Raw genomic sequence first — 18,902 nt, 5'->3', positions numbered from 1 at the left:
TACCGCAAATAGATGCGGCCACAGCTTGGCGAAGGTGAACCACCTCATGTAACGTAGACCTCGAAAAACAACGGTCTGACCACAGGAGGTTAGGCCTCATATTTTTTGGCTCAGCGCCCCACAGATATGACGCCCAGCCATACCACACATCACTAAGGAGAATACGGTGGAAAATACCTATACCGCTGTAACCGACGCCGTAGGAGGAAGCCTCGCGCTCAGCGCCCTGGTCTCCACCCTGCCGCTGTTGGCATTCTTTATCATGCTGCTCGGCCTCAAGGCCCGCGCCCACGTCGCCGGCCTGGTCTCCCTGCTGGTCGCCCTGCTCGTTGCCATCTTCGGCTTCGGCATGCCCTGGGACCTCGCCGGTATGTCCGCCTTCCGCGGCGGCATCTACGGCCTCTTCCCCATCGTCTGGGTTATCCTCATGGCCATCTGGTTCTACCAGGTCACCGTGCTCTCCGGCCGCTTTGAAGACCTGCGCCGCACCTTCGACCTCATCGGCGGCGGCGACCTGCGTATTCAGGCCATCCTCATCGCCTTCTGCTTCGGCGGCCTGCTCGAAGCACTCGCAGGCTTCGGTGCCCCCGTTGCTATCACCGCAACCATGATCCTGGCCCTCGGCGTCAAGCCCCTCAAGGCTGCCACCACCGTCCTCATCGCCAACACCGCCCCCGTAGCCTTCGGCGCCGTTGCTATCCCCATCACCACCGCCGGTGAAGTCGGCGGCAAGGACGCAACCGTCATCGCAGCCCTCATCGGCCACCAGGCTCCCTTTATCGCCTTCTTCGTGCCCTTCATCCTGCTCTGGATCCTCGACGGCGTAAAGGGCCTCAAGGACGCATGGATGCACGCAGCCGTCATCGGCGCCTCCTTCGCCATCGCCCAGTGGTGGGCAGCAACCTACTTCGTCTACCAGCTCACCGACGTCGTAGCCTGCATCGTCTCCATCGCAGCAGCCGTTGTCTTCTTGCGCTTCGTCAAGCCCCGCGGCGTTGAAGGTATCCGCGAACGCTATGGCATCACCGCCCCCCTCGAAGTTGAGCACCTGCCCGGTCGCCGCATCTGGATGGCCCTCATGCCCTACCTGGTCGTTGTCATCATCTTCGGTGTCGCCAACCTCTACACCCCGCTCGTCGACTGGATGAAGACCACCGCCATCAAGTTCGACATACCCCTGCTGGCTGAGCGCCTACTGACCGCCTCCGGCGACCCCGTCAATTCCGCCTACACCTGGTCCTGGCTCAACAACCCCGGCACCTACCTGCTGATCTCTGGCATCCTGGTCGCCATCCTCTACGCCATCTTCAACGAAAACGGCAAGTACAAGCTCTCCATCGCCGACGCCTTCAAGGAAATCGGCGCCGTAGCCTACAAGATGCGCTGGTCAGCCGCCACCATCGCCCTGGTTCTGGCCCTAGCCTTCGTCATGAACTACTCCGGCCAGACCGTTGCCATCGGTGAATACGTCGCCTCCCTCGGCGTAGCCTACGCCTTCCTGGCACCCGTCCTCGGCTGGGTCGGCACCGCCGTCACCGGCTCCGACACCTCAGCCAACGCCCTCTTCTCCAAGCTCCAGGTCACCGCCGCTGAGCACCTGCAGGAAGGCGGCATGACCGGTGCCCACCCCGAACTCATGCTGGCAGCTAACACTACCGGTGGTGTGGTCGGCAAGATGATTTCGCCCCAGTCCCTCGCCATCGCGGCCACCTCGGTCAACATGGAAGGCAAGGAGTCCGAAATCTTCAAGGCAGTTCTCGGTTGGTCCTTCATCCTGCTGCTGGCCGTCTGTGCCCTGGTCTTCCTCCAGGCAACCGTTCTCTCCGGTCTGCTGGTTGAGCCCTACCTCACCGGCCACTAATCACAGGTTCACACCTATGAGCTAGGCACACAAAGGGCGGTGCAGTCCCACGTAACATACGTTGGAACTGCACCGCCCTTACCTATACCTTGTCTATAAGGTTTATTCAGAAGGTATGCCAGGCTCACGCTCGCTGCGAGCCTGCCTAACCTTTCCTTAATCTAGTTATCTCTCAATCTGAAAGACAGCGCGTGAAAGAAAAAGAGCCCACCTATACCGCCCTGCTCGAGTCCATCGAACACCGGTTGCGCCACGGCCAGCTGCGCGTCGGCGACCGCCTGCCCGGTGAACGCTCCCTAGCAGAGGAATACGGCATCTCACGGGCTTCGGTGCGCGAAGCCCTGCGTATTCTCTCCGCGGTGGGGCTCATTCGGTCAGGTGTAGGCTCAGGCCCCAAGGCCGGTGCTGTCGTGGTCTCGGAGCCCTCGGATGCCCTCGGCTGGGCCCTGCGCATGCACATCGCCACCCGCACCCTGCCGGTGGCAGACATCGTGAGCACCCGCGTCCTGCTCGAAGGCGAAGCCGCCGCCCACGCCGCCGACGTAGCCCATCAGCCCGAACACGCCGCGTCCCTAGCCACAGCCCGCCGCTACCTCGAAGAAATGGACCACGCAGATATTAGCGACGACCGCTTCCACTTCTGCGACACCCGCTTCCACTACGAAATATCAACCCTCAGCGGGAATATCGTGATGGACACCGTCATCGACTCCCTACACCTAGCAACCGTAGGCTACGTGCAAGAGGCCGTACCCTACCTCGACGACTGGGAGGCAACCAAACGGGAACTCCAGGACCAGCACCGGGCCATCTACGCGGCGGTTATTGCCGGAGATGCAGAACGTGCCCAGCGAACAGTCGCTGAGCACATTCGTTGGTTCTACGCCCTCTCAGAAATCGGGGCCGCCCACTACGAGTACCACCAGAAGGTACGCGATACGCAGGTCTAAGCCTCGAACTTCTGCCCGGTCAGACGCTCGTAGGCCTCAACGTAGCGGGCGCGGGTCTTCTCCACAACCTCGGCGGGAAGCTCAGGCACGGGGCCGGTGCCATCCCAGCCCGACTCCTCGCTCTTGAGCCAGTCGCGCACGTACTGCTTATCAAAGGACGCCTGGGCGCGGCCGGGCTCGTAGTCGTTGGCATCCCAGAAACGCGATGAATCAGGGGTCAGTACCTCATCGCCCAGGGTAATTTCACCGCGGTAGGAGTCGGTACCGAACTCAATCTTGGTGTCGGCCAGAATGATGCCGCGCTCACGGGCAATCTTCTCAGCGGTCTCGTAGACGTAGAGGGTCAGTTCCTGCAGGCGGTCGGCGATAGCCTCCCCCACCTCAGCGTCGAGCTCTTCACGGGTGATGGGCTCGTCGTGCTCCCCCACCTCTGCCTTGCCGGTGGGTGTGAAGAGGGCAGGCTCCAGACGGGAGCCATCTACCAGGCCGGCGGGCAGCTCAAACTCGTTGACCTTACCGGTCTTGCGGTAAGAAGCCAGGCCGGAGCCGGTCAGGTAGCCACGCACGATGCACTCAACCGGGAACATGTTCAGAGACTTACAGATCATGGCGCGGCCAGCCACTACCTCGGGCACGTCGGTAGACAGCACGTGGTTGGGCACACCCTTGAGCTGCTCAAACCACCAGAGGGACATCTGGGTCAGAATCTTGCCCTTATCGGGAATCTCGGTGGGAAGCACCTGGTCAAAGGCGCTGATACGGTCGGTGGCAACCACCATCACGGAGCCGGCACGCAGTTCGGCGTCGTCCTTCACGTTCAGGCCGGTGACGTCCTGGGTGTCCTCGTCAGGGATGTAGAGGTCACGGACCTTGCCGGAATACACGTGCTTCCAGCCGGGAATGTCTACGGGGGTATGGCTCATGATTTTCTCCTGGGGGCGTGCAGGTGGGCTGTGAGGTGATAGAAAAGTGACTGCCCACGCGGGTGCGGTGGGCAGTCACAGGAAGCTAGTTCTGGGTGGGAATCTGAATACGATTCTCGGCGGCAGCGAGCGCAATGTCTGAACGGTACTGGGCGCCATTCCAGGCAATGTCGCGCACGCCGGCGTAGGCGGCCTCGCGGGCTTCGGTGAGGTTCTCGCCCAGGGCGACGACAGCCAGCACACGGCCACCGGCGGTGACGATTTCTTCACCGTCGAGGGCGGTACCTGCGTGGTCAACGTGCACGTTCTCGCGCTGGTTGGCGGCATCCAGGCCGGTGATGGCATCGCGCTTGCGGGGAGTGTCGGGGTAGTTCTCTGCGGCCATGACCACGTCGACGGCAGTGCGGGGGTCCCAGTCAAGAGCAAGATCAGCAGGCAGTTCACCCTTAGCAGCAGCCAGTAGGACGCCACCCAACGGGGTGCGTAGACGAGCCAGTACTGCCTGGGTTTCGGGGTCGCCAAAGCGGGCATTGAATTCGATTACGCGGATACCGCGGGAGGTAGCTGCCAGACCACAATAGAGAACACCCACAAAAGGTGTGCCACGGCGAGCCATCTCGTCGATGGTGGGCTGGGCTACGCGTTCAATGACTTCCTCTACGAAACCTTCAGGCAGCCAGGGCAGGGGGGTGTAGGCACCCATACCGCCAGTGTTGGGGCCCTCATCGTTGTCAAAGATGCGCTTGAAGTCCTGGGCAGGTGAAAGGGGCAGGCAAGTGCTGCCGTCGGAGATCACAAAGAGAGAAACTTCAGGGCCGTCCAGGTACTCTTCAATGACTACAGTGCCACCAGCGGCAAAGCAAGATTCAGCATGAGCAAGAGCAGTATCGAAGTCCTCGGTGACAACAACGCCCTTACCGGCAGCCAGACCGTCATCTTTAACAACGTAGGGGGCGCCGAAAGTAGCGAGAGCGGTTTCAGCTTCTTCGCGGTTGGTGGCGACCTTAGCCATAGCGGTGGGTACATTGGCGCTGGCCATGACTTCCTTGGCAAAGGCCTTAGACCCCTCGAGCAGGGCAGCGGGCTTGGACGGACCGAAAACAGCGAACCCGGCATCGCGCAGGGTGTCTGAGACGCCTGCGACCAGGGGGGCTTCGGGGCCGATGACGACCAGGTCAGCAGCCAGCTCAGTGGCTAACGCAAGGGCTGCCTCGGGGTTATTTGCATCGATAGCGTGCACGGGGACGTCCTGGGCGATACCCGCGTTGCCGGGAGCTGAGTGCACCTCGGTAACGGCTGGATCTTTCAGGAGTGCTCGAATAATTGCGTGTTCACGACCGCCGGGGCCCAGTACCAAAACCTTCATTCTTTTAGGCTACCGGCAAGGTCACGATTTGATGAAGTCTTTACCGCAGTTTGAGCGCTTTTTGCCGGTAGTTTTTTGCGGACGCCCGCACCCGTTCCGTGCCCAACCCCACACCTCAACTATTTGCAGTTTCTGCAATATTGCAGTTACTGTAAATACATGCTCAAACACACGCCACCCCTCGACCAGCGCCGGGCCCGATCAACAGCATCCAAACGCAAAATCGCTGCTGCCGCCGAACACATTGTTCGTACCAGCGGACGCACAGGCCTGACCGCCTCAACACTGGCAGAGCAAGCGGGAGTATCAGAACGCACCGTCTTCAACCACTTCAAAAAACTTGAAGACGCCCTCACTTACCAGCTCTCTGCCCATCTCGAACCCTGCATCGATGAGCCTCCCTTTCCCCGAGGCCTTGCCATCGAAGATCTACCGCAGGCTTTGGTAGAGCATTTTCACGAAGCGGTTGAGACCGAACGAGTACAGCAGGACCTCGTCCGTTTCATCACCCTGGGCGCAGCCCTCGTCGAGGAAGAGTTTGACCTTGTAGCACGCGAAGTTACGCTGACTCTAGGCGATATCTGCAATACCCTTTGCAGCGAAATTGACAGGCTCTACCCCGATTTATCAATCGACCAGTCACTAGCGCTTGGTCTCTTCTCCTACAACCTGCTCATGGGGTACGTTTTTGCTTTCGTTCGGTTCGCGCAAGAACTTGACAAAAATATTTTTGAAAGGCCGTCTGGGCAGCTCGTGATTGAACCTCAGATGTTCGTTCCCCATATCCACGCTTACATCAACCAGGTAGCTGCCGGGGTTCCGGTATTTACCGCAGACGGCTCTGTTAGCGCGCACCAGACCATTTAGAGAAAACACAACCACACGAAAGGGAAACTGACAGACCATGTCTGAGTTCCTCTATAAAATCGGCAGCTTTGCAGCTCGCCGGGCCTGGGCCGTCATCGGTATCTGGGCACTCGTCATCGCCTTAGCAGGTGGCGCATACGCGTCCTTTAAAGGCGAGTTGACAGATTCCATCACTATTCCTGGTACCGAAGCACAGCTGGTTCAGGAAGAGCTGACCGATACCTTTAACCTGAATCTCAACGCCGGTACCGGCTCTGCTATTGTGCAGACCGAAGACGGCTCGGCCTTTACCGACGAGCAGAAAGCTGCTGTAGCGAGTGCCGTTGCAGAGGCTGCAACGGTAGAGGGTGTCGATAGCGTCAGCGATCCCTTCGCTGTAGCTCAGCAGCTGGCTGATGCCCAGTCTCAGCTCACTTCAGGTGAATCTGAGCTGGCCAGCGGCGAACAGCAGTTTGCGGACGGTCAGACGCAGCTTGATGCGGCTAAAGCTCAGCTAGATTCTGGCCAGGCTGGGCTTGATACCCGCCGTGCGGAGCTGGACGCAGCCCAGCAGCAGCTCGATGAAGGCTACGCCCAGCTTGAGGACGCCCAGAATCAGCTCAACGAGAACCGCACCCGCCTTGAAGGTGAAGGCGCCCCGCCGCAGGCTTTTGGTGAACTTAATGCGCAGCAGGCCCAGCTGGATGCTCAGCGAGCTGAGCTCGATGCAACAGCTGAACAGCTCAATCAGGGCCGCACTCAGCTAGACGAGGCTCAGGCTCAGCTTGTTCAGGGTCGAGCTGACTACGAAGCTGGCCTTGCTCAGCTTGAAGATTCACGTGCTCAGCTAGAAAGCGGCAAGACCGCTATCGAGCAGAACGCTACTCTGCTACAGATGTCTGAGAGCGGCGTCGCGATTTCTGATGACGGTTCTACCGCGATTATCACCGTTACCTTCGATGCCGAGACCGGCTCAATTCCCGCTGAAACTCTAGAAGAAACCCCGCAGCAACTGAGCGTGCTCTCTGATAACGGGCTGACGGTCACCTATGACCAGAATATGCAGGGCGTAGAGACTGAGCTAAACGCAACCGCTGAAGCTATTGGTATCGTCATTGCTTTTATTGTGCTCTTCTTGATGCTGGGCACTCTGGTAGCTGCTGGCCTGCCAATTATCATGGCGATTATTGGTGTGGGCGCTTCTGCTCTGGCAGTGCTCTCGCTCTCAAGCGTTATTGAAATGACCTCCACAACCCCCACTTTGGGCACTATGTTAGGCCTGGCTGTGGGTATTGACTACACCCTCTTTATTCTGAACCGTCACCGCACCAACCTTGCTAAGGGCATGGGGGTCAAGGAGTCGATTGCCCTGGCAACAGGAACCTCTGGCGGCGCGGTCTTCTTCGCGGGTGCCACCGTGGTTATCGCACTGCTGGGTCTGAACGTTGTAGGCATTCCCTTCCTGGGCGTTATGGGTAATGCCGGCGCCTTTGCGGTTGCCGTTGCTGTGGCTGTAGCTACTACCCTCTCTCCCGCTGTGATGTCTCTACTGGGTGAGCGCGTCCTGAGCAAGAAGCAGCGTGCAAAGATCGCTGCTGGCCATCAGGCTGCTAGCGAGGACGATACCCAGGCAGCGGCTATTCGTGCAGAGGCTAAGCAGGCGGCAGCTGACCATGAAGAGGCTCGTCGCGGTTGGATTGGTCTGATTCTTAAGAAGCCGATTGCGACCGTCGCCGCTGTTGTCTTGGCCTTGGGCACGGTTGCTCTACCCATGACCGACATGCGTCTGGGCCTACCGACCGGTGCCTCTCAGGCTACCGACTCAGCTGCCTACATCTCTTACACCACCATTGCTGAAAACTTTGGCGAGGGTAAGAACGGGCCGGTTGTAGTTGCTGCCCGTCTGCCTGAAGGTACAACTGAGGAGCAGGCTAAGGCTCTGCAGGTTGAAGTTGGTCAAGATCTTCTGGAGCAGAGCGATGTCGCAGCTGTCGTTCCCGCCATGATTTCTGATGATAACTCTGCTCTGCTCTACCAGGTGATTCCTGATGAGGGCCCCAACGCCGAGTCAACCACCAATCTGGTGCACACCCTGCGCGACCTGACTATTTCAACCGACAATGGCGACGTCACCTTCGGTGTCACTGGCCAGACTGCCATGGCCGTCGATATCGCCCAGAACCTGGCTGAGGTTCTCCCCATCTATGTCGCTCTGGTGATGGGCCTGTCGCTCCTGGTTCTGATTCTGGTCTTCCGTTCTATCCTGGTACCGGTGACCGCTACCGTTGGCTTCCTCTTCTCCCTACTGGCGGCCCTCGGTGCAACCACGGCGGTCTTCCAGTGGGGCTGGGCAGCTGAACTGTTCAACGTTTCAACCCCCGGCCCGCTGCTAGCTTTCCTCCCAATTCTGGCTGTAGGTATTCTCTTTGGCCTTGCCATGGACTACCAGCTCTTCTTGGTTTCAGGCATGCGAGAGGCTTACTCCCATGGACGCGGCGCGAAGACCTCAGTTATCGTGGGCTACCACCACGGTGCCCGCGTGGTTACCGCTGCAGCACTCATTATGGCCGGTGTCTTTATCGGCTTCGTGTTCTCGGGTGACCCCATGATTGCCTCTATCGGTTTCGTGCTGGCTGCCGGCGTCCTTCTCGATGCCTTCGTGGTGCGAATGACCCTGATTCCGGCTCTCATGTACCTACTGGGTGAAAAAGCCTGGTGGCTGCCAGCCTGGCTAGACCGACTGCTGCCCGATCTGGATGTTGAGGGCACCAAGCTCGAAGCCCAGGCACAGGCTCAGGAGCAGGCGCCCGCCCCGACTCTGCCCGCCACAGCAGCTGCTACGGTTCAGGCACCAGCTGCTCCGGAGCGTCCGGTGAACCCCACCCAGGTAGTGGCTGTAGAGTCCACAGCTGCTCTGGCTCAGGCAGCTGTGGTGGCTGCTGACCAGGCTCTGGCAGCGGCAGACGAAGCTCAGGCTGAAGCCCGGCGAGCTGCTAAGGCGGCCCGCGAAGCGCTCAAGGCAATTTCTGAGCAGCAGAAGGATCAATAGAGCTTCCGCCTATAACACACAGTGTCAGCCCGCATTTATTCTGAAAACACCGCAGCTAGTTGCGGATGAATCAGAATAAGTGTGGGCTTCACTCAACACAGAGCAGGAGCTCACGAGTGGGAGTTTTCCCTCCGGCTCATCAATCGCCCATAGCCCCTTGCGCGCTCACGCCTCGGGCACTATAGTGGGTCACATAACAGTTATGACTAACTGGCAATCCTAGGGTTGTTACTTAGGCAGGTTCACCTAGAACCTGCACTGGAGGCAAGACCTAAGCATTATCGCTCTATCTGTAGCGTTAAGGCTTGGGTCTTTTTTGTATCTTCGGACGCCGTACCCCTCCCCCTCGTGGGGCAGGGCAGTGGCGCATTCGAGAGTATGAAGAAGACCCCGGCACCGCGTACCTGAGCTTTCTTTGCTACACATTGATTCATGTAGTGAAGAGAAGCAGATGTACTGACGGCCCGGGATTGCCTTCAGTTCTCAGGGAGAAGACCGTGGCAACCACCAAGGTTGATTACGCCAAGACCGGCCTCGATGTGCTTGAGGCTGTGGGCGGCGAATCCAACATCAATTCACTGGCGCACTGTGCCACCCGCCTACGCTTCAAGCTCAAAGAGGAGTCAATCGTTGATAAGAACAAGGTTCAGTCCATTGACGGGGTTGTCACCGTCATGCAGTCTGGCGGGCAGTACCAGGTGGTGATCGGTAACGATGTGCCGGTGGCCTATAACGCTATTGCCGGTGCCACCAGGTTCGGGTCGGATGCCGGTGGTGAAGACAGCGCCGGTAGTGAAGGGAACCTGCTCAACCGCTTCATTGAGCTGATTTCATCGATCTTCCTGCCGATTCTCTGGACTCTCGCCGGCGCCGGTCTGATTAAGGCTTTCACTGTTCTTGCCGTCACCCTGGGGTTCAGTGCTGAGAGCCAGGAGTACCAGATTATTAACGCAATCGGTGACTCCATCATTCACTTCCTGCCCTTCGCCATTGCGATTACCTCTGCTAAGCGCTTCCGCGCCAACCAGTTCACCTCTCTAGCTATTGCCGGAGTGCTGCTCTACCCCTCTATCATCACCATGAACGATGCCGGTGAGACAGTGAGCTTCTTCGGTATCCCGGTCTTCCTTGTCTCCTACGTTTCATCGGTGGTACCGGTCCTTCTTGCGGTCTGGTTGCAGGGTATCGTCGAGCGCTGGCTCAACCGGGTACTCCCTTCCACCATCCGTAACTTCACTGCCCCGCTGATTACCCTCCCGCTCATTTCTCTTGCAACCCTGCTGACCGTAGGGCCTCTGACAACCTTCCTCTCTAATGCGGTAGCCGGTGGGGTTACCGGCCTGTGGTCCGCGGCCCCCTGGTTGGGTGGCGCCATCCTCGGTGGATTCTGGCAGGTTCTTGCTATCTTTGGCCTGCACTGGGGCTTAGTTCCAGTGATGCTCAATAACCTCACCACTCTGGGCTACGATGTGCTCGTTGCCGCGATCTTCGCCCCCGTCCTGGCGCAGGGTGCTGCCGCTCTCGCCGTCCTTTTCAAGACTAAGGACGCCAAGCTCAAGCAGGTTGCTGGCCCCGCCGCCCTCTCGGGTATTCTGGCCGGCATTACCGAACCGGCGATTTACGGCGTCAATCTTCCCCTGAAAAAGCCCTTCATCTTCGCCTGTATCGGCGGTGCTATCGGTGGCGGCATCTCGGCATCAGGCGGTGCCTATCTGCCAGCCTTTATCGTGCCCTCCGGCCTGTCTCTTTCAGCTTTTGCAGGCTCCGGGTTTGAGGTTTCGATCTTTCTGGGCGTCGGTATCGCTATGGTCATCACCTTCGCCCTGACCTACTTCTTCGGTGTCCCTCAGCAGCAGATGGAAGAAGCGAGCAATCCTTTTGTCGAGAAGCTCGATAACGGTGAAGATTCAGGTGTGCCTGCCCCAACCCTCCCGGCTGACTCCAAGGTAGTTCCCGCGGACGCCCTGGTTGTGCCCGCCAATGCGATTGTCACTCTTCCGGCAGATGCCACCAACACCACTGATTTGGTTGCCCCTGCTACCGGTCACGCTATCCCCCTCTCAGCCATTGACGATCCGGTCTTCTCATCCGGCGCTATGGGCCAGGGCTTGGGCATTGAACCAGTGGACGGCTACGTTTACGCTCCCATTGCAGGTAAAGTCATTACCGCCATGGCATCAGGGCACGCCTTTGGTATTCGCTCCGAAACCGGCGTTGAAGTGCTCATCCATGTGGGGGTCGATACCGTACAGATGAACGGCGACGGATTCACCTCCCACGTGGCCAAGGGCGATACGGTAGAAGTAGGCCAGGCTCTTCTCACCTTCGACCGTGCCAAGGTTGCCGCCGCGAGCTACCCCGATACCGTCATCACTATCATCACCAACTCGGGTTCTTTTGCCACCATCGAACCGCAGGTTGGCCGCGACCTCACTGCCGGTGAGATTGCCGTCATCGTAGAACGATAAACCACTTTTTAGAGTAAGGAAGCACCATGTACCACAAGCAGCCCAAGCCCTTCCCACAGGACTTTCTCTGGTCAGCGTCCACCTCTGCCTACCAGGTAGAGGGCGCCTGGGACGAGGGCGGACGCGGCCCCATCGGGGCAGATCTACGCGCAGACTTTCCCGAGGGAACCAGCGACTACAAGGTCGGCGCAGACCACTACCACCGTTTCAAAGAAGACGTAGCTCTCATGGCTGAGATGGGCTTTCGCGCCTACCGGTTCTCTATTGCCTGGTCACGCATTATGCCTACCGGTCGGGGTGAAGTGAACCCCGAAGGCGTTCAATTCTACCACAATTTGATTGACGAGCTGCTGGCCCACAAGATTGAGCCCATCGTGACCATGTTCCACTTTGACACCCCCGCAGCCCTCGATGAAATCGGCGGTTGGGCTAACCGTGAGGTATCAGAGCTCTTTGTTGACTACGCCAAGGTGCTGTTCACCGAGTACGGTAGCAAGGTCAAGTACTGGCTAACTATCAATGAGCAGAACATGATGATTTTGCACGGTGCTGCTATCGGTATTCTCAAGACCCTGACCGATAACCCGGCCAAGGAGCTCAACCAGATTAACCACAACATGTTCTTGGCCCAGGCTAAGACTATGATGCTGCTGCACCAGATGCACCCCGAGGCTAAGATTGGCCCGGCTCCCAATATCGCCTACGTTTACCCGGCCTCTTCCCGCCCCGAGGACGTCATTGCCGCCGATAACTACAATGCCGTGCGTAACTGGCTTTACCTGGATCTAGCGGCCCGCGGTGAATACAATTCAACGGCCTGGGCCATTATGGAAGCCAAGGGCACCCAGCCCGATATTGCTGAGGGTGACATGGAGATTCTTAAGGCTGCCAAGCCTGACTTCATCGCCTTCAACTACTACGCTACTCACACTATGGCGGATGCCCCCTGGGGCGAGGCTGCCTCAGATATGGACGCCGAAGCTGACCAGCAGATTGCTATGGGCGAGGAGGGTTTCTTCAAGGCCGTCTCTAACCCCCACCTGCGTAAAACCCAGTTCGGTTGGGAGATTGATCCCGTGGGTATGCGTATGACCTACCGGGCTATTTGGGACCGCTACCATCTGCCGCTGATCGTGACCGAGAACGGCCGGGGCGCTTTTGACGAGCTAACCGAGGACGGCCGGGTACACGATGACTACCGCATCGACTACCTGCGCCAGCACCTGGAGCAGACCCAGCTAGCTATTAGCGACGGCGTTGAGGTCCTAGGCTACTCCCCCTGGAGCGCCATCGACCTGGTTTCTACCCACCAGGGTATCTCTAAGCGCTACGGCTTTATCTACGTCAACCGCGACGAGTTCGATCTCAAGAATCTGGCCCGCTACCGCAAGGATTCCTTCTTCTGGTACCAGGAGCTGATCCGCACCAATGAGCTGCCGTCAGCTGACTGGAAGCCCACCTACCCTCAGAGCTAGTCCTTTCGCAAAGACGTTATAAGGAACCACCATGAAAATCGCCCATATCTATAACAACAACGTGGTGCTTGCCCGAACTGCCGAGGACAAGGATGTTGTGGTAATTGGGCGCGGGCTGGCCTTTAACAAGAAGAAGGGCGCTGCTATCGACCCCGCCCAGGTGGAGCAAACCTTTGTTCCTGAGAATCCAGGCACCGACTACGCAGCCGCCATGCTCGCAGAGCTGCCCTCGGACGTCCTTGCCCTGGCCTCTGAACTGGAGCAACATGCTTCGCGTGTTTTGGGCTTCAATCTGGCGCATTCCCTGGTGCTGCCGCTGGCAGATCACCTGTCGTATGCGATTGTTCGGGCTCAGCAGGGGCAGACGATGGAGTTCCCGCTCTCCATCGAGGTGGCTCAGCTCTACCCGCGGGAGTACGGTTTTGGCCAGTATGCAGTGCAGCTGGTTCAACAAAAATTGGGGGTTGCCTTGCAGCCAGAAGAGGCAACAGCGTTTGCGATGCACCTGGTCAATACCCAGTTTGAGGCTGATGACCTGAACAAGACCTACCGTATGACCGAGGTCTTCGCACAAATTTTTAGCGTTATCTCTTTTGCCTATAACCGGCCACTGGATCAGAACCATATGTCGGTCGCTAGGTTTGTGACCCACTTGCGGTATGTCTTTGTGCGTACGGAAAAGGACGCCGGTGCCACGGGCGCAGGGGCAGGTGCAGAAAGTTCTATTCCGGCAATCTATGAGGCCGTGAAATCTAGCTACCCCAAGGCTTTTACCTGTGCGGGAAAGGTCAAGGTGCTCTTAGAGATGCATCTTGGCACTGAGCTCAGTGCCGATGAGCAGACCTATCTCGCCATCCATATTTCTCGCCTGGCTCAGGATTTGTGGGGAGACCCGTCCACCGCTTAGAAAGTACCTACTCATTTAGGTTGTGTCTTTCCGCATTTATTCTGATAACCCCGCAACTAGTTGCGGATGAATCAGAATAAGTGCGGGCTTCACTCATTTCAACGGTAAGGGCTACCCAGTAGACTGGAAGGCATGCAGACTTTTACCGCGCAGCAGGCAGCAGAGCTGGCAGTCGTCACCCGTGGCGATTTCATCGAATCGCGGCATGTGGGGTCACTGGTGGTGCTCAACCCCGATGGCTCTACAGCTCTGAGTTTAGGAGCCCCCGAGGCTCTAATCTATGCTCGTTCTGCGCTTAAACCTCTGCAGGCTATTGCGTCGATGAACGCGGGGGCTGAGCTACAGGGGGCTCAGATTGCGCTGGCTGCTGGTTCCCATACCGGTTCTTTTGAGCATATGAAGGTTGCCCAGTCGGTGCTGGCTGAGGCCGGGCTGACGGCTGAGGCTCTGTTGTGTCCACCGGCTTGGCCTGCTGATGTGCCCAGCTATCATGCCCTCGTGAAGGCAGGGCATGGCAAGCAGAGACTTGCCTTTAACTGTTCGGGTAAGCACGCGGCCTTTCTGTGGGCCTGTGTGAAGTCGGGGTGGTCCACTGAAGATTACACAGACCCCGCCCACCCCTTACAGGAGCTAGTTCTTCAGACTATCAAGGACTTCACCGGCGAAGCACCTCAGCATGTGACGATTGACGGGTGCGGTGCGCCTGTAGCCGCTATTTCGTTGGTGGGACTAGCCCGTGCTTATTCCACCCTGGGGTCAGCTGTTGAAAACATTAAGGCTGATGCCCGGGCCGCTACCGTTGCTACCGCTATGGTGGACTACCCCGAGTACGTTCACACGACCGGTGGGTCCGACACCGTTTTGGCAGAGACTCTTGATGCTGTGGTCAAGCGGGGCGCTGAGGGGGTGCTCGCTCTTGGCCTGCGTTCTGGTGCTTCAGCTGCCCTGAAGATGCTAGACGGTTCTAACCGGGCGGCTTCTCTTGTTGCTGTGCGAGCGCTGCAGGCGGCTGGCTTCCTTGAGGCTGAGGTTGCTGACCGGGCGGTTGCGGCCACGGCCTTCCCCATCACCGGTGGCGGGCAGCCCGTGGGTTCTATCGAGCCCGGTGCGGCTTTTGAGGGGCTCCTCTAATGGCGATTCGCCGCAAGATTACCGAGGCGGACGGCCTCGCCGCCCTTGCCCAGGTACGGCAGGTTTTTGAGGGTACAGAGGGTGAGGACGCCCGCGCGGCGGCTTTCGCTGCCCTGCCCCGGGGTGTGAGGGCGGCGTCCGTCCGTTTTCTGCTCGAGGAGCTGGCGACCCTTGCCCCGGGTAATTCTGTGGAGGTGCGGGTGCCGCCCATGGGCGTTACCCAGTGCATTGCCGGGCCGCGCCATACTCGCGGTACTCCGCCTAACGTTGTTGAGACTGACCCGCTGACCTGGTGCGCTATCGCGCTGGGTTATGCCAGCTGGCAGAGTGCCGCCCCCGCGATTTCGGCTTCCGGGCTACGGGCAGATCTGAGCGACTACCTGCCGTTGCTTTAGCCCCGGTGCTCGTTTACGCCTCGCTGCCTGCGGCTTCTTGATAAGGTTGTTAGCTATGAGCATCCTGTCGAGATTCCGTCGCCCCACCGAACCTGCTGCTCCCCTCACCGAGGCTGAGAAGCAGGCAGCCCCCGGCCAGCACTTCGCGCCGGCATCCGCGCCTGACCGTGCCAACCTGACGGTGCGCCGTGCCCCTTCCCTACCTGCTTTCGCTATCACAGGCCTGCTGGTGGGGCTGGTTGTAGCTTTCGTGGTGACAGCCCTGGGCCCCGAAAACCCCAGCTACACCTTCGAAGCAATTTACGGGGTTATGGCAGTTATCTTCGGAGCGCTGTGCACAGCTGTAGCTATTGTGATTGCTCTTCTGCTCGATAAGCGTTCAGCAAAGCGCACCACCACCTATCAAGCAGTCAGCAGCAAAGACTAAACCAAGCCCACTTGTCAACCGTAAGGTTCACACGGTGGGCTTTACTTATCACTTATGCATTGGGCAGGTACACTTTTAATGTTCGCTCGCTCATGTGCGCTACCCCACGCTGCACGGCGAGATAACCACCCCACAACAAGAGACGGAAAACCACCTTGGCTCGTCCTGACGGAAAACTATCCTTCGACCTTGACCCCGTTGACCACGGCCCTAAAGACGAATGCGGCGTCTTTGGCGTATGGGCCCCCGGCGAAGATATCGCTAAGCTCACCTACTACGGCCTCTACGCCCTGCAGCACCGTGGCCAGGAGTCAGCCGGTATCGCCACCAGCGACGGCAAACATCTAAACGTCTACAAAGATATCGGCTTGGTATCCCAGGTGTTTGACGAGGCCACCCTCAACTCAATGACCGGCCACATGGCAGTAGGCCACTGCCGCTACTCCACCACCGGTGGCAACATTTGGCAGAACGCGCAGCCTACCCTGGGTGACACCCCCCACGGCACGCTCGCCCTCGCCCACAACGGCAACCTGGTTAACTCAGCTGACCTCTACGACCGCCTGCTAGCCAAGAACGGCGGCAAGCGCCCCGAACGCGGCGAACTCGCCCAGGGCAACACCACAGACACCGCCCTGGTCACGGCCCTGCTCAAGGACCACGACTTTGACAGCCTCGAAGAGGCCGCCCTCGACCTACTCCCTACCCTCTCAGGGGCTTTCTGCCTGGTCTTCATGGACGAGCACACCCTCTACGCTGCGCGCGACCCCCAGGGCGTGCGTCCGCTGGTCTTGGGCCGCCTTGACCGCGGCTGGGTTATTGCCTCAGAAACCGCTGCCCTCGACATCGTCGGTGCCTCCTTCGTGCGCGAGGTAGAGCCCGGTGAGTTCATCACGATCGACGAGGACGGCCTGCGGTCCCAGCGCTTCGCCGAGGCCAAGCCCGCCGGCTGTGTCTTTGAGTACGTGTACTTGGCCCGCCCCGATACCACGATTTCGGGCCGTAGCGTCTACGAGTCCCGTGTTGAGATGGGGCGTCAGCTGGCCCGTGAGCACCAGGTAGAAGCTGACCTGGTCATGCCTACCCCCGAATCTGGTACCCCGGCGGCGATTGGTTACGCTGAGGAGTCGGGTATTCCCTTCGGCAACGGCCTGGTGAAGAACGCCTATGTGGGCCGCACCTTCATTCAGCCTTCGCAGACCATCCGCCAGCTGGGCATTAGGCTCAAGCTCAACCCCCTGCGCTCCGTGGTGGAGGGTAAGCGCTTGGTCGTGATTGACGATTCTATCGTTCGCGGCAACACCCAGCGGGCCCTGGTACGTATGCTGCGAGAGGCAGGTGCGAAAGAGGTACACGTGCGGATTTCTTCCCCGCCGGTCAAGTGGCCCTGTTTCTACGGCATCGACTTTGCCTCGCGCTCCGAGCTGATTGCTAACGGCCTGACCATTGAAGAGATCGGTAAGTCGCTGGGCGCAGATTCCCTGGGCTTCATCTCAGAAGAGGGCATGATTGCCGCTACCGAGCAGCCCCGCGAGCGCCTGTGCACCGCCTGCTTTACCGGTAAGTACCCCATCGAGCTGCCCAGCGAAGACCGCCGTGGCAAGTCCATCTTTGATGATTCCAAGGGAGGCCCGCTGGCCGGTACTGCGGCTGAGGTGACGGTGGAGCGTCCTGTTGCTCATAAGCCTTCTAAGGCCAAGGCGGTGTCTATCGAAACCCGCCCCGGCACCGAGGCGCTGGAGCATAAGTTTGATGGTGCCCCGGCAGCGTCATCGGGCACCGGTTCTTGTGAGCCTGGCCCCGATTCAGACCTTGAAGATTTAGTCCTTCCCCAAGATACGATTCCTGCCGATTCTACCGGCACTGACCGAGAGGCCCGCTAAATGAGCGAGAACCAGAACGCAGTTACCTACGCTTCGGCTGGTGTAGATGTTGAGGCGGGCGACCGCGCTGTTGAGCTGATGAAGGACGCCGTCAAGGCAACTCACGGGGCCGGTGTGGTTGGCGGGGTGGGCGGCTTTGCTGGCCTCTTTGACCTGTCTGTGCTCAAGGATTACCGTAAGCCCTACCTGGCGACCTCCACCGATGGTGTGGGCACTAAGGTGGCAATTGCCCAGAAGCTCGATATCCACCACACCATTGGCCATGACCTGGTGGGTATGGTCGTTGATGACATCGTTGTGACCGGTGCCCGCCCCCTCTTTATGACCGACTACATTGCCACCGGCAAGGTGGTGCCCGAGCGCATTGCCGATATTGTGCGCGGTGTGGCTGAGGGCTGCTCCCTGGCTGGTACTGCCCTGGTGGGTGGCGAAACCGCTGAGCACCCCGGTCTGCTGGCTGAGGACGAGTACGACGTGGCAGGTGCCGCTACCGGCATCGTTGAAGCCGACGAGCTGCTGGGGCCCGACCGCGTGCGCGAAGGCGATGTGCTGATTGCTATGGCCTCCAGCGGTATTCACTCTAACGGCTACTCCCTAGTGCGCAAGGTGCTTTCAGTTGCTGGCTGGGAGTACGAGCGTGAGGTGGCCGAACTGGGCCGTACCCTGGGTGAGGAGCTGCTGGAGCCCACCCGCATTTACACCGCTGACTGCCTGGATCTGATTGAGGCTTTCCCCGTGAACGGTGAGGACGACCAGACCGGTTCGGGTGTGCGCGGCTTCTCGCATGTGACCGGTGGCGGCTTGGCCGCTAACCTGGCCCGTGTGCTGCCCGTGGGCACTGTGGGTGTGGTGGAGCGTTCTACCTGGGAGATTCCCGCTATCTTCAAGCTGATTGGTGAGCTGGGTTCTGTTCCCCAGGCTGATCTGGAACGCACCCTGAACCTGGGTGTGGGCATGATTGCTGTGGTTGACCCCTCTGTTGCCGATGCGGCTGTTGAGCGCCTGAATAAGCGCGGCCTGCCCTCGTGGGTACTGGGTACCGTACAGAAGGATTCTGGCGAGCACAAGAGCAACCCCGACTACGTGCAGGGTGCTAAGGGCGTGGACGGCGGCGCGGCAGTGCTGCTGGGCTCCTACAAGTAGGCCCTACAGGAACATATACAACGGTGGTGGGCCCGGTCTTTTGACCGGGCCCACCACCGTTTTCCGCAATTGTTAGGG

Annotated in this window: 14 protein-coding genes; 12 read left to right on the top strand and 2 right to left on the bottom strand. The window is 59.2% G+C overall.

Annotated features, from left to right (window positions below):
* Nucleotides 1-166: 166 nt before the first annotated feature.
* Together E4U03_RS06310 and E4U03_RS06305 are read left to right on the top strand one after the other, a co-directional pair.
* Nucleotides 167-1,861: an L-lactate permease gene (locus E4U03_RS06310; RefSeq protein WP_135012545.1), complete on the top strand. Its 1,695-nt coding sequence runs from the start codon at nucleotides 167-169 to the stop codon at nucleotides 1,859-1,861.
* Between the two features lie 191 nt (nucleotides 1,862-2,052).
* A complete protein-coding gene (locus tag E4U03_RS06305; RefSeq protein WP_245207681.1) occupies nucleotides 2,053-2,811 on the top strand; it encodes a FadR/GntR family transcriptional regulator in 759 nt (252 codons plus the stop codon).
* Here E4U03_RS06305 and E4U03_RS06300 read toward each other — a convergent pair.
* Together E4U03_RS06300 and purD are read right to left on the bottom strand one after the other, a co-directional pair.
* Nucleotides 2,808-3,734 (bottom strand): phosphoribosylaminoimidazolesuccinocarboxamide synthase, encoded by a 927-nt coding sequence (locus E4U03_RS06300; protein ID WP_135012541.1) that lies wholly within the window; start codon nucleotides 3,732-3,734, stop codon nucleotides 2,808-2,810. The two genes, E4U03_RS06305 and E4U03_RS06300, sit on opposite strands and share 4 nt — an antisense overlap.
* 85 nt (nucleotides 3,735-3,819) lie before the next feature.
* Nucleotides 3,820-5,100 carry a phosphoribosylamine--glycine ligase gene (purD, locus tag E4U03_RS06295; protein WP_135012539.1) on the bottom strand — a complete coding sequence of 427 codons (1,281 nt, stop codon included), beginning with the start codon at nucleotides 5,098-5,100 and terminating at the stop codon, nucleotides 3,820-3,822.
* Between the two features lie 159 nt (nucleotides 5,101-5,259).
* Between purD and E4U03_RS06290 the strand changes: the two genes are divergently transcribed.
* The 10 genes from E4U03_RS06290 (at nucleotide 5,260) to purM (ending at nucleotide 18,824) form a co-directional block, all read left to right on the top strand.
* Nucleotides 5,260-5,967 (top strand): TetR/AcrR family transcriptional regulator, encoded by a 708-nt coding sequence (locus tag E4U03_RS06290; protein WP_135012537.1) that lies wholly within the window; start codon nucleotides 5,260-5,262, stop codon nucleotides 5,965-5,967.
* A 37-nt stretch (nucleotides 5,968-6,004) separates the two neighbouring features.
* The gene (locus E4U03_RS06285) at nucleotides 6,005-8,995 is read left to right on the top strand and encodes an MMPL family transporter (protein WP_135012535.1); all 2,991 of its coding nucleotides are present in this window, start codon (nucleotides 6,005-6,007) and stop codon (nucleotides 8,993-8,995) included.
* A gap of 497 nt (nucleotides 8,996-9,492) precedes the next feature.
* Nucleotides 9,493-11,463: a beta-glucoside-specific PTS transporter subunit IIABC gene (locus E4U03_RS06280; RefSeq protein ID WP_209304132.1), complete on the top strand. Its 1,971-nt coding sequence runs from the start codon at nucleotides 9,493-9,495 to the stop codon at nucleotides 11,461-11,463.
* A gap of 26 nt (nucleotides 11,464-11,489) precedes the next feature.
* Nucleotides 11,490-12,938: a glycoside hydrolase family 1 protein gene (locus E4U03_RS06275; RefSeq protein ID WP_135012533.1), complete on the top strand. Its 1,449-nt coding sequence runs from the start codon at nucleotides 11,490-11,492 to the stop codon at nucleotides 12,936-12,938.
* A 31-nt stretch (nucleotides 12,939-12,969) separates the two neighbouring features.
* Nucleotides 12,970-13,845, top strand: coding sequence for a PRD domain-containing protein (locus E4U03_RS06270; protein ID WP_135012531.1), 876 nt, complete (start codon nucleotides 12,970-12,972; stop codon nucleotides 13,843-13,845).
* Between the two features lie 132 nt (nucleotides 13,846-13,977).
* Nucleotides 13,978-14,976 carry an asparaginase gene (locus E4U03_RS06265; protein ID WP_135012528.1) on the top strand — a complete coding sequence of 333 codons (999 nt, stop codon included), beginning with the start codon at nucleotides 13,978-13,980 and terminating at the stop codon, nucleotides 14,974-14,976.
* Nucleotides 14,976-15,371, top strand: coding sequence for a sterol carrier family protein (locus tag E4U03_RS06260; RefSeq protein ID WP_135012526.1), 396 nt, complete (start codon nucleotides 14,976-14,978; stop codon nucleotides 15,369-15,371). The genes E4U03_RS06265 and E4U03_RS06260 overlap by 1 nt, the downstream gene beginning before the upstream one ends.
* Before the next feature lie 55 nt (nucleotides 15,372-15,426).
* On the top strand, nucleotides 15,427-15,798 hold the full coding sequence (locus E4U03_RS06255) for a hypothetical protein (protein ID WP_135012524.1): 372 nt from the start codon (nucleotides 15,427-15,429) through the stop codon (nucleotides 15,796-15,798).
* Nucleotides 15,799-15,953: 155 nt separating this feature from the next.
* A complete protein-coding gene (gene purF, locus E4U03_RS06250; protein WP_135012522.1) occupies nucleotides 15,954-17,681 on the top strand; it encodes an amidophosphoribosyltransferase in 1,728 nt (575 codons plus the stop codon).
* Nucleotides 17,682-18,824 (top strand): phosphoribosylformylglycinamidine cyclo-ligase, encoded by a 1,143-nt coding sequence (purM, locus tag E4U03_RS06245; RefSeq protein ID WP_135012520.1) that lies wholly within the window; start codon nucleotides 17,682-17,684, stop codon nucleotides 18,822-18,824.
* The last annotated feature ends 78 nt before the right edge of the window (nucleotides 18,825-18,902 follow it).

It is taken from the genome of Rothia nasimurium, assembly GCF_004569295.1.
Taxonomy (GTDB): Bacteria; Actinomycetota; Actinomycetes; order Actinomycetales; family Micrococcaceae; genus Rothia; species Rothia nasimurium_B.
This window is presented reverse-complemented; position numbering and strand designations above follow the sequence as displayed.